The sequence below is a fragment of the Streptosporangium longisporum genome, from assembly GCF_039534895.1.
GTDB classification, from domain to species: domain Bacteria; phylum Actinomycetota; class Actinomycetes; order Streptosporangiales; family Streptosporangiaceae; genus Streptosporangium; species Streptosporangium longisporum.
Genome location: NZ_BAAAWD010000007.1, coordinates 445,164 through 459,755, shown reverse-complemented (window position 1 = coordinate 459,755; position 14,592 = coordinate 445,164). Strand labels below are relative to the sequence as shown.

The following is a 14,592-nucleotide window of genomic DNA, read 5'->3' as shown; positions in this document are numbered from 1 at the left end:
CGAGACGTGACACAGAGTGCGCGGGGACGTCCCACCATGAAGGACGTCGCGGAGGCGGCCGGGGTGGCGCTGAAGACCGTCTCCCGGGTCGTCAACGACGAACCGGGGGTCACCCCGGCCACCGCGGAACGGGTCTCCGCCGCCATCGAGCGGCTCGGTTACCGGCCCAACGAGAGCGCCCGCGTCCTGCGCCGGGGCAGTACGTCCAGCATCGGCCTGGTGATCGAGGACGTGGCGGACCCGTTCTACTCGGTGTTCGGCCGCGCGGTCGAGGAGGTGGCCCTGCGGCACGGCTCTCTGGTGCTGAGCGGCTCCTCCGGGGAGGATCCGCTGCGCGAGCGGGAGCTGATCCTCACCTTCTGCTCCCGCCGGGTGGACGGCCTGATCATCGTGCCCTCCGGGACCGACCACGACTACCTCCGTCCCGAGCTGGACGCGGGCATCGCCGCGGTCTTCGCCGACCGGCCGGGAGGACCGGGCACCGCCCCGTACGGCACCGCGTACGGCACGACCCCCGGCCCCGGCTCCGCCCCCGGTCACGACCCCGGTTCCGGCCCCGGTCACGACGTCCCGGGCGTCTCGGGCGGCGCCGTCTCGTGCGACACCGTCCTGTGCGACAACGCCGGGGGCGCGTACGCCGGGGTGAGCCACCTGATCCGGCACGGGCACCGGCGCGTCGCCTTCGTCGGCGACAGGGCGTCCATCTTCACCTCGGGCGAACGACTGCGGGGCTACCGCCGCGCACTTGAGGAGGCCGGCCTGCCCTTCGAGGAGTCGCTGGTCTCGACCGGCCCCGCCGAGGAGGCGGGTGCCGCCCTGACCCGGATGCTCTCCGGTGGAGACCCGCCCACGGCGGTCTTCACCGGCAACAGCCGGATCACCGTGGCGGTGCTGCGCGCCGGGCACCGCCAGGCCCTGGTGGGCTTCGACGACTTCGAGCTGGCCGACCTGCTGGTCCCCGGCGTGACCGTGGTGGCCCAGGATCCGGCCGGGCTCGGCAGGACCTCCGCCGAGCTGCTCTTCCGCCGCCTGTCCGGCGACCGCGGCGCCCCCGAGCGGATCGAGCTGCCGACCCGGCTCATCCCCCGCGGATCCGGAGAGCTCCCGCCCTGACCGGTCCCGTTGAGTCCGGACCTGCCCTGACCGGCCCTGACCCGCCGTTCCGGCCCACGGGGAACGTTCGCCCGTGGCGGATCCGGACGGGGGGTCACCCCGTGGCGCCCAGTATGAGACACATGAGAATCACCAAGTTCGGACACGCCTGCGTGCGGCTGGAGAAGAACGGACGGGCCCTGGTCATCGACCCCGGCGCGATGACCCCGGAGGCCGACGCCCTGACCGGCGTGGAGGCCGTGCTCATCACCCACGAGCACTTCGACCACTTCGAGCCCGATCGCCTGCGCGCGGCCGCCACCGCCGATCCGGGCCTGGTCGTGTACACCTGCCCCGGCGTGGCCCGGCACCTGGAGTGGCTCGGTGACCGCGTGCACGTGGCCCAGGAGGGGGACGTGCTGCCGATCGCGGGCTTCGAGGTGTCGGTCGTGGGGGACAAGCACCACTTCAGCCATCCCGACGTGCCACCGGTCGACAACATCGGGTTCGTCCTCGACGGCGAGGTCCTCCATCCCGGTGACGCGCTGACCGCGATCGAGGTGCCGACGCTGCTGCTGCCCGGCCAGGCTCCCTGGATGACCGTGCCGGACATGATCGCCTATCTGCGGGCGATCGCCCCCCGGCGCGCGTACGCGATCCATGACGGGCTGATCAACGAGTGGGGGGTCCAGGTGCTGGAGAGCGTGCTCGCCGCCGAGGCCGAACGCCTGGACGCCGACGTCCGGCGACTGGTGCCCGGCGAGAGCGTCGAGATCTGACCGCCGGGATCGGTTCGGCCCCACAGCGCCGCGGCGATCCATTCGGTCCCACACCGCCGCGATCCGCTCGGTCCCACCGCGCCGCCTGGATCCGCTCGGTCCTACAGTGCCGCCGCGATCCGTTCGGCCCCCGGTCCCGAGACCCCGGCGAGCCCGGCCGGGCGGCCGGTCGCCAGGAGGAGCAGGTCGCACACCTTCCCCCGTACCTCGTCGGGCCCCTCGCCCGCGGACCACTCCAGGTCCGTGGCCACCAGCCTCGTGCCCGCGAGGCGCTTGCGGGCACCGTAGAACATGCTGGCCATGACGTGCTCGATCGCCGTGACCGCGGGCCGCAGGGGCATCTCCCGTACGCGTCCGAGGGGCCGTGCGATGTCCTGCCCGTGGACCAGCGCGTCGACGAGCGGGTCCACCGGGCTGGACAGGGGGGCGCGGCGGGCCGAGCCGGCCGTCTCGCGGATCTGCGCGATGAGCTCCGCGGGCTCGAAGGCGAGCGCCCTCTCCCGTGCCTTGGTGTCCTCCATGCGGTCGAAGTCGCCGCGTGCCCGGATCGCGCTCCTGATCGTCCCGAGGAGGGTGGCGCGGGTGGACAGCGTCAGGTGCGCGGCCACGTCACGCACCGTCCAGCCGGTACAGAGGGAGGGAACCGCCCATTCGTGGTCGTCGAGGTCGTCGAGAAGGTCGGCGAAGCTGAGCCGTTCGGCCTTCACCCATGCGAGAACCTGGTCGCGGTCCATGTCTGTCGTTCTCCTCGTTCGGGTACTACGGGTACGGGGTCGAAGAGCGGGCGAGGCGACGCGTGCCGTCACGCGCCGGTCCCGGTGTCCGGGCTGGCCGGTTCGACCGCGCTCAGCCTGCGCCGCAGGTGGGCGCGTTCGGGTTCGGTACCGGCCAGGGCGAGCGCCTCCCGGTAGGCCGCGGCGGCCTCGGGAAACCGGCCGAGCCGTTGCAGCAGGTCCGCCCGTGCCATCGGGTAGGGGTGGTGACCGCGCAACCGCTCCTCGCCGGCCAGGTTCTCCAGCAGTGCCAGCCCGGCCTCCGGGCCGTCGCGCATCGCCACCGCGGCGGCGTGGTTCAGGGCGACGACCGGGGACGGCGCGAGGATGAGCAGCACCCCGTAGAGCGCCACGATCTGCGGCCAGTCCGTGGTCCACAGGTCCGCCGCCTCGTCGTGCAGGGCGGCGATCGCGGCCTGCACGCCGTACGGGCCGGGCGGGCCGCCGGTCAGCGCGAAGGGCACCAGGGCCAGCCCTTCCTCGATCATCGTCCGGTCCCAGAGGCCGCGGTCCTGGTCCTCGAGCAGCACGAGGCCGCCGTCCGGCCCGGTGCGGGCGTCGCGCCGCGCGTGGACCAGCAGCATGAGCCCGAGCAGCCCTGCGACCTCCCGCTCGGCGGGCAGCAGCCGGCGCAGGATCCGCGCCAGCCGGAGGGCCTCCTCGGCCAGGTCGAGCCGCTGCAACCGGGGACCGACGCTGGCCGCGTACCCCTCGGTGAAGATCGAGTAAAGGACCTGGAGCACACCCGGCAGGCGGGCGGGCAGTTCGCCGGCGCCCGGCACCCTGAAGGGGATCCGGGCCTCGCGGATCTTCTTCTTCGCCCGTACGATCCGCTGCGCCATCGTCGCCGGGGGGACGAGGAAGGCCCGCGCGACCTGGGGCGTGGTCAGTCCCGCCAGGCAGCGCAGCGTCAGCGCGCCGCGGACCTCGGCCGGCAGCGCGGGGTGGGCACAGGTGAAGAACAGCTGCAGCCGCTCGTCCGGGAGGTCGGCGTCCTCGCCCGCGGGCGGGGCCGGGGGCGTCCGGTCGGCCTCCACCTGCAGGACGGCGAGCCGGGCCGCGTACGCCTGGTCACGCCGCAGCCGGTCGACGGCCTTGCGCCGGGCCGTCGTCAGCAGCCAGGCGCCGGGCCTGTCCGGGACGCCCCGCTCCGGCCAGTGCACCAGCGCGGCCTCGATCGCCTCGGCGGCGACCTCCTCGGCCAGGTCGAGGTCACCGAAACGGTGGACGAGGGAGGCGAGCAGCCGGCCGTGTTCCTCGCGGAACACCGACTCCACGGCCTCGTCCGTACCGGTGCCGGTCGTCCGCTCCGTCATCCCCGTCACCCCGTCAGGCCCCGAAGTCGGCGACCGGCCGTACCACGACCGATCCGTTGCCGCCCGCGCCGGGACAGCGGGCCGCCCAGTCGAGCGCGGCGTCGAGGTCCGGCACGTCGATGACGTAGAAGCCGCCGAGCACCTCGCGGGTCTCGGCGAACGGCCCGTCGGTCACGGTCCGCTCGCCGTCGGCCCCCACTCGGACCGTCGTGGCGGTGACCAGGTCCGCCAGCGACTCCCCCGAGACGTAGATCCCCGCGTCCTGGACGGCCTTGTCGTAGGCCGTCCAGTCCTCGACGGTGCACTCCGCGGCCCCGCCCTCCGCGTCGGTCGCACCACTGTTGATCAGCAGCATGTACTTCATGGCCGGTTCCTCCGGATCCTGCGGTCTTCTCGCGGCGGGCCGCCGCACACCATGACGACGAATGGGACCCGGCCGCATCGACAGCACCCGGGAGATTTCCTCCCGGACCCACCCGGCGACCGGGTCAAGGAAGGTTACGCGGTCTGCGGACGGCGCCCCTCCGGGAGCGCCGCGTCTGCGGGCGGTGCCCCTCCGGGAGCGCCGCGCACGACGTGGGAGCGTGCTCGCCGGATCGGGCGATCACCGGCCCGCGTCCCGTCTCCGGGTGAGGCGGTGTCACGCGGGCCGTCGCCCGACGGCCCTGAGTGATCGGTGCAGGGCGAGCGAGCAGGCGCAGGCGGCCGCTCCCGCGATGACGACGGCCGTCGGCGGAGAGGTCAGCTCGGCGGCCACGCCGACCAGGGCGGCCCCCAGGGCCTGGCCGGTCATCATCCCCGCCGACGCCAGGCCGAAGGACTGCCCCCTGATCGCCTCCGGCACCGCCTCCACGAACCACCGCTGCAACCCCAGCTCGAAGGCGGACAGCGCCGCCGTGGTGAGCAGCACGAGCAGGGCGGCTCCCACCAGCCCCGGCCGGAGGGCGAACACCAGGAGGGGAAGGCCCGTCACCACCGCGAGGGGGAACGCGAGGCGCTCCCTGCCCGCGGGCGAGACCAGCCGGCCGACGGCGAGACTCCCGAGCGCCATGCCCACCGAGGCGGCGGCGAGCGCGAACCCGGCCTCGTTCCCCAGGTAGGGGATGAGCATCGCCTCGGCACCTGCCACGATCGAGACCGGCAGCCACTGCGCGAGGAGCAGGCCGCGTACCCGCGCGTCCGCCAGCAGGAGCCGGTTGACCCGCAGCGTCTCCCGCACGGCGCCGCCCCTCGCGGGCATGCCCGCCTGCTCGTCGCCCTCCGTGGGCGTCCCCGCGTGCCGACGACCTTCCGGGTACGCCTCCACCCGTCCGTCATCCCCCGGCTCTCCCCCGGGCGGGTCGCCCTCGGTCTCCCCGGCGGGCGGGCCGTCCTCGCGCGTACGCCTTCCGGCGGGACCGGCGTTCCGGGCGGGGAAGTCGGGCATGCCGTAGCGCAGCACCACGGCGGCCACGACGGACAGCGCGGCGGTGACGGCCAGTGCCCCGGCCGGACCGGTGACGGCGAGGACGGCGCCGCCCGCGGCCAGGCCGCCGATCTGGGCTCCGGCGGCCGTCACGTTCAGCACGGACCTGCCCAGCACGAACGCGTCACCGGGCAGCAGGTCCGGCAGCAGGGCCGTCCGCGCCGCCCCGAAGACCGGGGAGAACAGGCCGGTGACCAGGACCAGGGCCAGCATCGCCCAGACGGGCATCCCGGTGAAGGCGAGCAGCAGGCAGGTCACGGCCCTGACCCACTCACCGGCGACCATCAGGGCACGTGGCCGGATCCGGTCGGCCAGCGAGAGCAGGAACGTCCCGCCGACGATGTAGGGCAGGAATCCCAGCATGTACGTCGCCGCCGACAGCCCCGGCGAGCCGGTCCGCGCGTAGACCAGCGCCGACAGGGCCAGCATCTTGATCTGGTCTCCCGCGACCAGCAGGGTGAAGCCTCCGAAGAGGATGCGGAACTCCCGGCTCGCGAAGACCTCCGTGTAGGTCGCGCCGCGTTCGTCCACCGCCTGCGTGTCACGTTCTTCCACCGTCATGGACACGATGGTGGAAGGCCCTCGTCCGGCTGGCTAATCTTTCGGATATATCCGAAAGGTCAACCATGGTCTTCCGTATCGAGGTCACCCCGCAGGACATCATGGCCAGCAGGTTCGCCATCTCCCCGCTCATCGTGACCAAGCACGCGCTCTGGATCCTGTCCGGCAGGCGGGAGGTCGGGCCGTGGCGGGCGTGGGTGGACCGGGTGCGGGAACCGTACGAGAGACTGCTGGTCACCCAGCCGGGGCTGGCCCCCATGGTGGCGTTGTTCCGCGAGCGGGAGTACAACGCCGACTTCCCCGCACCGCCGCCGACCGGGGTGAACACTCCCTTCGAGGCGGAGCTCGCGGTGGTGCGCGCCACCCCGGTGGCGCGGGCGCACACCGAGATCGCCAGGAACCTGGAGGGGATGCCGCGTCCTCCGCGGCACGTCGTGGACCTGCTGTTCTCCCCCGACGTGGTACGGCTGTTCGCCGACGCGCTCCAGGCGACCTGGGACGAGATCGTCGCCCCGGCCTGGCCACGCTTCCACGCGATCATGGAGCGGGACGTGATCCAGCGGTCCGGCCGCCTGGCGACCTACGGCTGGGCAGCCGCGCTCGACGACCTCAGCCCCCGGGTCCGGTGGCATCCCGACGGTGTCATCGAGGTGCTCTCCGAGAGCGCGGACGAGAGCTACCGGCTCGACGGGCGCGGCCTGCTCTTCATCCCGAGCGTGATCCCCGTCGGGGTGGGCTCCTACCTGGAGACCCACTGGCCGTACGCGATCAGCTACCCGGCCCGGGGCACCGGCATCCCGCCCGAGACACCGGACGGCCTGGCCGGGCTGATCGGCGGCACCAGGACCCGGGTGCTGCTCGAACTGGCCGCCCCCGCGACGACCACGGCGCTGGTCGCCCTGCTGGGGCTGAGCCTGGGAACCGTGGGCGGCCACATCGCCGCCCTGCGCCGGGCGGGCCTGGTCACCGGCAGCCGCACCGGCCGCGGCGTCCTGTACCACCGCACCGCACTGGGCGACGCGCTGGTCAACCCCGGCCAGGCGACGTGATCACCCGTCCGGGGCGGCCGCGCCCGGCGCGTACGCGATCCACGAGGGGGTGACCGCCGACGGGACGTACGGGTGCCAAGGGTCCGCTTCCCACCGGGACCGGACCCCCGGCCGGCACGCCGGCGGGTTTCGGTGCGGGGTCAGCCCTTGAGGGCTCCGGCCATGAGGCCGCGCATGAAGAAGCGGCCGAGGAGGATGTAGATGATCATTGTGGGGATGGAGGCGAGCAGGGCGGCGGCCATCTGCTGGCTGTAGGGGACGGTCTGGGCACCGGCGATGTTGTTGAGCATGACCGTGGTGGGCCAGCTCTGCGGGCCGGTGAGGAAGACGGCGAACAGGAAGTCGTTCCACATCGAGGTGAACTGCCAGATGATCACGACCGCGAAGGCCGGGCCGGAGACCGGCAGCACCACCGACCAGTAGGTCCGCAGCATCCCCGCCCCGTCCACCCTGGACGCCTCGATCAGCTCGTCCGGGATGGTGACGTAGTAGTTGCGGAAGATCAGCGTGCAGATCGGGATGCCGTAGACCACGTGGGCCAGCAGCAGGCCCGGGATCGCGCCGTAGAAGACCCCCGGCACCCCGGTGACCGCCAGCGTGACCTCGTTCAGCTTCACCAGGAGCTGGACCAGCGGGATCATGACGCCCTGGTACGGGATGAACATGCCGAACAGGAACAGGGTGAACAGCACGTCGGAGCCGGGGAAGCGCCACTTCGACAGCACGTAGCCGTTCATCGAGCCCAGAATCGCCGAGATCAGCGAGCCGGGGACCGCGAGCAGCACGCTGTTCCAGATGCCGGGGGCGAGCTTCTCCCAGGCCACCCGCCACGGCTCGGCCGTCCACACCTCGGGCAGTGCCCATGCCCGGCCCGGGTCGGCCTCGGTCAGCGGCTTGAAGCTGGTGACCAGCAGCACGTAGATCGGGATCAGGAAGACGAGCAGGAAGGCGACCAGCAGCGCCAGCCTGACGCCGCGCGACAGCCGTGCCCGCCGCCTGGCCCGGTCCCCGGGGTCGCCCGCGCCGCCCCGCGCGGGGGTGACACCGGGGCCGGTCACGGTGGTCGTCATCGGGTGCCTCCGGGGTGGGGGACCGTTCTCGGTGCCGGCGGGAGGGTCACGAGCGCCTCTCCCTGCGGAGCGTCCAGACCAGGTACGGGATGACGAAGACGCTGACCGCGAGCACGATGTAGGACGCGATGGTGGCGCCCTTGGCCGGGTCGTGGGAGTCGAAGACCGCGACCCACATGAACACCGCGGGCACGTCGGTGATGATCTGCTTGCCGGAGACCGCGACGATCAGGTCGAAGACCTTGAGCGAGATGTGCCCCAGGATGATCAGCGCGGACAGGGTGACCGGGCGGAGCAGCGGCAGCACGATGTGCCGGTAGACCTGCCACTCGCCACAGCCGTCGACCCGGGCCGCCTCCCTGAGGTCCTCGGGGACCCCGCGGAACCCCGCCAAGAACAATGCCATGACATATCCGGACATCTGCCAGATCGCCGGGATGGCCATGGCCGCCATCCCCCAGTCCTGGTCCCGGAACCACTGCCACTGCAGGAACTCCAGGCCCAGGGTGTCGAACAACCGGTTCAGTCCGACCGCCCGCTCGCCCTGGGAGGAGTTCATCAGCCAGCGCCAGACCACCCCGGTCGCGACGAAGGAGACCGCCATCGGGAACAGGTAGACCGCCCGGAAGGTCCCCTCACCCCTGATCCCCTTCTCCATCAGGAACGCCAGCAGCCAGCCGAGCACCAGCGCCCCGAACACGAAGACCACCGTGAAGACGACGGCGTGCTCGACCGAGATCCCCCAGCGCTTCTGGTCCCAGAGCGTGACGAAGTTCTCCAGGCCCACGAAGTTCCCCTCGGACACCTCGTCGTGCTTGTCGGTCATGGCCAGCCGGAAGTTCCAGCCGAGCATGCCGTACACGAAGACCGCGATCGCGACGATCGACGGCGTGACCAGCAGCAGGCCGGGAAGCCACCTGCGCATCCGCGACATCGTCCCCACGCGTGTCGTCCGTGTCGTCCGTGTCGTCGGCGTCTTCGGCGTCGCCCGCGTCGTCGGTGTCACCGGCAGGCACCCCTTCCGCGAGGTACGGCCCACGTCACCGCGGGCCGTACCGAAAGATCACTGTCCGGAGTTCTTTGCGGCCTCGGCCAGCGCCGTCTGGAACGCGGCCACGTCCTTGTCGCCGTGGAACACGCCGACCGCCTCGTTGATCGAGACGCGCCAGGCGTCGTTCACGACCACGCCGTGCTGGATGGAACCGGCGAGCTCGTCGGAACCCCAGTCCTTGAGCGCGTCCGCGAGGTAGTCGGTGTAGAGGGCGGTGTCGGCGTCCTTGCGGGCCGGGATGGAGCCCTTCTTCGGGTTGAAGGCGTCCTGGCCCTCCTTGCCGGCGGCCACCTTCAGCCAGGCCACGGCGCCGTCGCGGTTGGGCGCGCCCTTGGGCAGGGTGAAGCTGTCCGACAGCCACATGAACGTGCCCGCGGTGCCGGGCGAGGGCGCCCAGTCGAAGTCGGTCTTGGACGTCTTGCCCAGGCCGCCGTCCGGCGGGTTGTGGAAGTAGCCGTACGCCCAGTCGCCCATGATGTTGAAGGCGGCCTGGCCGTCGGCGACCTGCTTGGCCGCGGGCTGCCAGTCGTCGGCCGGGTCGCCGGCGTAGGACAGGATCGTCTTGAAGTCGTTCAGCGCCTTGGTCATCGCCGGGCCGGACCAGTCCGACCCCGCGGTCCACAGCTTGTTGTACGCGTCGGTGCCCAGCGAGCCGAGCAGCACGCTCTCCAGCAGGTGGACCATCGTCCACTCCGAGCCGATCGAGAGCGGGATCTTGCCCTTCTGCTTGACCTTCTCCAGCGCCGCGACGAAGTCCGGGATCGTCTTCGGCACCTCGGCGACGCCCGCCTCCTTCAGGACGGCGGGGCTGAACCACATCACGTTGGAGCGGTGGACGTTGACCGGGACCGAGTAGATCTGGCCCTGGACGCTGATCTGGTCGACGAGCTGCTGCGGGAACGCCTCCTTGAGCTTGAGCTCGTCGTAGAGGAAGTTCAGCGGTTCGAGCTGACCGGCCTTGATGTAGCCCTGCAGCTCGGCGCCCGCGTGACCCTGGAAGGTGTCGGGCGGGGTCTGGGCCTGCAGCTTGGTGGTCAGCAGGGCCCGCGCCTTGTCCCCGGAGCCGCCCGCCACGGCCGCGTCGAAGAACTCCAGCCCGGCGTTCTGCTTCTGGAAGATCTCCCTCATGGCCTTCAGCCCGTCGGCCTCGCCGGGGCCGGTCCACCAGGAGAAGACCTCGACCTTCTTCTTCGCGTCGGCCTGCGGGCTCTGCGGGGTACCGCCGTCACCACCACAGGCGGTCAGGGCGAGCAGGCCCGCCATGGTGGCCGCGACGGCCGCCATCAACTGTCGTCGCACAGCTCTCCGTCCCTTCGGGGTCGAGGTTGCACAGGTGTTCCCCCGAGAACATGACAACGTTGTCAGCGTCGTCGACACGTGCAATCAAGCCACTCCGCACCGAGCGCCGTCAAGATTGCGGGGATAACAGCTCCGCATCCCGACATGTGAGAACCACCGGTGTCCGCGGATGACGGCGAGCCTCCCGTGCGCCGGTACGCGCTCCCGTGCGCCGGTACGCTCCGGCGCGCGGCTCGTGCGCGTTCGTGCGCGCCGGTACGCGGCGACCGTGCGCGCCGGTCCCGCGCACGTGACGTGCCCGGTACCGCGCGCCTCGTCCCGGACCCGCCGGACGGCGGGGGCGCGGCCCGCCTCAGACGCGCTGGACGGCCCCGTCGGGGAGCGCCACGACGGTGACGCCGAAGTCCTGGATGGTCGCCGACAGCTCCCGGGACATCAGCCCCGGGGCCACCACGACCAGCGCGCCGCGCATCAGCGCCAGCCCGATCAGGATCGTCAGGGCCATGCTGCACCGCAGGGGCCAGGTGATCAGCAGCACGTCGGACTTGCCGAGGTCGGCTCCCCGGTCGAGCGCGTTCATCCGGGTGATCAGATCCTGGTGGGTCAGCACGCCCCCGTCCTCGACCAGCAGCGCGGGCTGCACCACCGGGTCGAGGAAGGGCAGCGGCATGGGTTCGAGCAGCAGCAGGTCGGCGAAGTCGACGGTGTCGCGGGCCTGGCCGAACGCGATCACCTGCCGGACCCGGGAGTCCTCCACCGCGCGCAGCGACGCGCCCGCCAGCCGCGGGGTGGTGATGAGCAACCGCGCGTCCCACTCGGCCAGCAGGTCGGCCATCTCCTCGCACCCCGAGGTGATCGGCGCCGCCACCCCTCCGGCCGCGATGACCGTGTGCACCGCCAGCGTCTGGGCCACCGCGCTGTCCACGTGGATCCCGGCGACCTGACGCCGCCTGGCCCCCCGCCGCACCAGACCCGAGGCTCCCCGCATCACCTCCGCGGCCAGGCGGCGGTGGCCGTACACCATGCCGGCGTCGAGGTCGATCAGCGCGGGCCGATCGCCTCGCCCGTGCGCGTAGCCGAACACCGCCTCGGTGAGGGTGCAGCTGGTGGACGGAGAGGTCGGTCTCATTCCGCCGACGCTAGGGGCGGGCCGTCCGCGCGGGCATCGGCAGATGTATGTAGATGGCTGTGTATCCGGCCCCTCCGCGCCCGCCCGTCCGCCGGTCCGCGGGACGTCCGGCCCGCGGGCCCCCGGCGCGTCCCGGACGGTGCCGTGACCGTGGGCGGGAACGCCGGGCGGGCCCGGGCCCTGCGCGACCCGAGCCCGCTGTCACATGCCCCATGACCTGGTCCCCACCCCTCCGAGGAGACCCCGGCCGTCGACAAGGGCACGCGACGTCCGCGACGTGCCCGACCGAGACGTCCGGGATGGTGTGGACCTCCGTCCCGTACCGGGGTTTCGGCCGGCGCGGTGCGGAAGGCTGGACGTCATCGGTCGAACACCAGGAAAACGTACGGCGCGCGACGGGTCCGCCACATGCTCCGGAGTGCGTATCCCGGGATGTATCTTCCGCGTCGCACATGTGTAGCCCGCGGGCTAGGAACGGTTCTGCTCGACCACCCAGGTGGCGACCTGCGTCCGGGAGGAGAAGCCGAGCTTGGCCAGGATGTTGGCGACGTGCCGGGCGGCGGTGGCGGGACTGATCACCAGGTCGTCGGCGATGGCCTTGTTGCTCAGGCCCCTGGCGACGAGCTCGGCGATCTCCCACTCCCGGCAGGTGAGCGTGGTCAGCGGGGTGACCGCCGGGGAGGCGCCGAGCAGCGGGGGCGTCTCGTGCGGCTCCTCGACCTGCAGCGCGTAGCGGACCGCCTGCTCCTGGGACATCTCCTGGCCCTGCGCCCACAACTGGGCGACCTGGCCCTCGCCGAGGCGCATCCGGGCGGGCTGGAGCAGCTCCTCCATCCTCGCCCCGAACCCGGGCGGGAGCACGGCGCCGCTCATCGCGCTCCTGATCGCGGCGGAGGCCCCGGCCAGGCGCACCGCGCGGCGGTCGTCCTCCTCGGCGAGGGCGAGCTGGGCGAGCGTCTCGATCCGGCGGGCCACGCCGAGCCGCTGGCCGGTCCCGATGCACAGCCGCAGGCTCTCGATCAGCCTGACCCGCGCGGTGGCGAGGTCTCCCTGGGCGAGGGCGATCCGGCCCAGCCCGGACAGGCACGTGACGACCTGCCAGTGGGCGGTGATGTCCTGGAGCATGTCGAGGGCGCGCTCGTAGCGGGCACGGGCCTCGGCCAGGTCCCCGCGGAGCCAGGCGACCTGGGCCAGGCCGATCAGCGCGACCGGAGCGGCCCAGTGGTTGTCGAGCTCGTGCGCGATCGCCAGCGCGGCCTCGAAGGAGCGCTGCGACTCCTTCGCCCTGCCCTCGGAGAGGGCGAGCGTGCCCTCCATCGACCGGACGACCGTCTCGTGCCAGGGGTCGTCGACCGCGCGCACGGCCTCCAGCGCCTCGTCCAGCAGGGTCCTGGCCCGGTCGGGGCGGCGCTGGTAGATGGCCACCCAGGCCAGCACGGCCAGCGCGCCGCCGAGCGGCCCGTGCAGGCCCGCCTGCCGGCACAGCCCGGCCGCGGCGGTGCAGGCGACCTGGGCCGCGTCGGGGTCGCCCTGCCCGAAGGCCACCTGCCCGCGCAGCGCCAGGGCGTCGCCGCGCACCTGGGGCGACAGCTCCTCGGGGGCGGCCTCCAGCAGGCGGTCGAGCCACTTGTCGGCCGGGGTGAACCTGCCCCCGGCGATGAGCGGCCAGCGCAGCAGGACGAGCAGGCGCAGCGCGCTCTCCGGGTCGCCGTCGGCCTCGGCCGACCAGCGCACCGCCGCCCACACGTTGGCCTGGAGCTCGTCCATCATGACCAGCATCGGGCAGATCTCCGCCCAGGTGGGACGGGGCCGCCGGACGATCGTGCGGTGCATCCGGGCGGCGACCTCGATCATGTGGTCGCGGTGCAGCCTGCGGAACCCGGGCTCCTCCCCGGAGGCGGCCAGCTGCTCGGCCGCGTACTCGCGGATCGTCTCCAGCATGCGGTAGCGCGTCTCGCCCGCGACCGCCGTCTCGGCCAGCACCAGCGACTTGTCGACCAGGACGCAGAGCACCCTCAGCACGTCCTCGGCGCGCAGGGCGTCGCGCGCGCAGACCCGCTCGGCCATGTCGAGCGTCCACCCGCCGGTGAAGACCGCAAGCCGCCTGAGCAGGATCCGTTCGGGCTCGTCCAGCTGCTGGTAGCTCCAGTCGACGGTCGCCCTGAGCGTCTGCTGCCTGGCCGGGGCCGTCCGGTCGCCCGCCGACAGCAGCCGGAACCGGTCCCTGATCCGGGCGTTGATCTGCCCCACGGTCAGCACCCGGCACAGGGCGGCGGCGAGCTCGATGGCCAGCGGCATCCCGTCGAGCGCCTCGCAGAGGTCGGCGATGTCGGCCTCGTTCTGCTCGGTGACGGCGAACTCGCGGGAGGCCGCGGTGGCGCGGTCGACGAAGAGCCGCACCGCCTCGCTGTCGGCCGGGTCGTGACCGCCGCCCCGGGGCAGGCTGAGCGGCGGCACGCGCCACACGGTCTCCCCGGCCACCCGCAGCGGTTCCCGGCTGGTCGTGAGCACGCGCACCTCGGGGCAGACGGTCAGGACCGCGCGGCAGAACCTGGCGGACTCCTCGATGAGCGATTCGCAGTTGTCCATGACCAGCAGCAGCCGCCGGTCGCCGAGCGCGTCGATCAGGGTCTCGGCCAGCGCGCGGGACGGCTCGGCCTTGACCCCGAGCACGGCGGCCACCCTGGTCTCGATCTGGTCGCCGGGCACCGCGTCGGCCAGCTCGACCAGCCAGACGCCCCCGGGGAACTCCGCCGCCACCTGGGAGGCCACCCGGATCGCCAGCCTGCTCTTGCCGATGCCGCCCGTCCCGCAGAGCGTCACCACCCGGGCGACGCCCAGCAGGTCGACGAGTTCTTCCACGTCGGTCTCACGCCCCACGAAGCCGTTCGGTTCGAGGGGCAGGTTGCCACCGGTGAGGGAGGCGTGCGCGGTGTCCTGGGTCATCGGCTCTTAGGGAGGTCGGGTAGAACCGTCACAGAAAGTGTGACATCAATTACCGAACCATG

The 14,592-nt window shown here is 72.6% G+C and carries 12 protein-coding genes; 3 read left to right on the top strand and 9 right to left on the bottom strand.

Going from position 1 to position 14,592, the window contains the following annotated elements; all coding sequences use genetic code 11:
- The first annotated feature begins 6 nt into the window (after positions 1-6).
- Positions 7-1,113 carry a LacI family DNA-binding transcriptional regulator gene (locus ABD832_RS14970; protein WP_413224187.1) on the top strand — a complete coding sequence of 369 codons (1,107 nt, stop codon included), beginning with the start codon at positions 7-9 and terminating at the stop codon, positions 1,111-1,113.
- Between the two features lie 122 nt (positions 1,114-1,235).
- Entirely contained in the window at positions 1,236-1,871 is a 636-nt protein-coding gene (locus ABD832_RS14965) for an MBL fold metallo-hydrolase (RefSeq protein WP_344894595.1), read from the top strand.
- Positions 1,872-1,972: 101 nt separating this feature from the next.
- On the opposite strand, the gene ABD832_RS14960 is transcribed toward ABD832_RS14965, so the two are convergent.
- The 4 genes from ABD832_RS14960 to ABD832_RS14945 all read right to left on the bottom strand — a co-directional run bounded on the left by ABD832_RS14960 (position 1,973) and on the right by ABD832_RS14945 (position 5,986).
- Positions 1,973-2,605 carry a maleylpyruvate isomerase family mycothiol-dependent enzyme gene (locus ABD832_RS14960; RefSeq protein ID WP_344894592.1) on the bottom strand — a complete coding sequence of 211 codons (633 nt, stop codon included), beginning with the start codon at positions 2,603-2,605 and terminating at the stop codon, positions 1,973-1,975.
- A gap of 68 nt (positions 2,606-2,673) precedes the next feature.
- Entirely contained in the window at positions 2,674-3,960 is a 1,287-nt protein-coding gene (locus ABD832_RS14955) for an RNA polymerase sigma factor (protein ID WP_344894589.1), read from the bottom strand.
- Positions 3,961-3,973: 13 nt separating this feature from the next.
- The gene (locus ABD832_RS14950) at positions 3,974-4,324 is read right to left on the bottom strand and encodes a YciI family protein (protein ID WP_344894586.1); all 351 of its coding nucleotides are present in this window, start codon (positions 4,322-4,324) and stop codon (positions 3,974-3,976) included.
- A 276-nt stretch (positions 4,325-4,600) separates the two neighbouring features.
- Complete coding sequence (locus ABD832_RS14945) at positions 4,601-5,986, bottom strand: MFS transporter (RefSeq protein WP_344894583.1); 1,386 nt, start codon at positions 5,984-5,986, stop codon at positions 4,601-4,603.
- Positions 5,987-6,051: 65 nt separating this feature from the next.
- On the opposite strand from ABD832_RS14945, the gene ABD832_RS14940 reads away from it, so the two are divergent.
- Positions 6,052-7,035 (top strand): ArsR/SmtB family transcription factor, encoded by a 984-nt coding sequence (locus ABD832_RS14940; RefSeq protein WP_344894580.1) that lies wholly within the window; start codon positions 6,052-6,054, stop codon positions 7,033-7,035.
- A 140-nt stretch (positions 7,036-7,175) separates the two neighbouring features.
- Here the strand turns inward: ABD832_RS14940 and ABD832_RS14935 are convergent, their stop codons facing one another.
- The 5 genes from ABD832_RS14935 to ABD832_RS14915 form a co-directional block, all read right to left on the bottom strand.
- The gene (locus ABD832_RS14935; protein ID WP_344894577.1) at positions 7,176-8,105 is read right to left on the bottom strand and encodes a carbohydrate ABC transporter permease; all 930 of its coding nucleotides are present in this window, start codon (positions 8,103-8,105) and stop codon (positions 7,176-7,178) included.
- A gap of 46 nt (positions 8,106-8,151) precedes the next feature.
- Positions 8,152-9,030, bottom strand: a complete 879-nt coding sequence (locus ABD832_RS14930) for a carbohydrate ABC transporter permease (RefSeq protein WP_344894574.1) — start codon at positions 9,028-9,030, stop codon at positions 8,152-8,154.
- Positions 9,031-9,168: 138 nt separating this feature from the next.
- Positions 9,169-10,455, bottom strand: a complete 1,287-nt coding sequence (locus tag ABD832_RS14925; RefSeq protein ID WP_344894571.1) for an ABC transporter substrate-binding protein — start codon at positions 10,453-10,455, stop codon at positions 9,169-9,171.
- A 352-nt stretch (positions 10,456-10,807) separates the two neighbouring features.
- Positions 10,808-11,584, bottom strand: coding sequence for an AMP-binding protein (locus ABD832_RS14920; RefSeq protein WP_344894568.1), 777 nt, complete (start codon positions 11,582-11,584; stop codon positions 10,808-10,810).
- Positions 11,585-12,052: 468 nt separating this feature from the next.
- Entirely contained in the window at positions 12,053-14,530 is a 2,478-nt protein-coding gene (locus tag ABD832_RS14915) for a tetratricopeptide repeat protein (RefSeq protein ID WP_344894565.1), read from the bottom strand.
- Between the last annotated feature and the right edge of the window lie 62 nt (positions 14,531-14,592).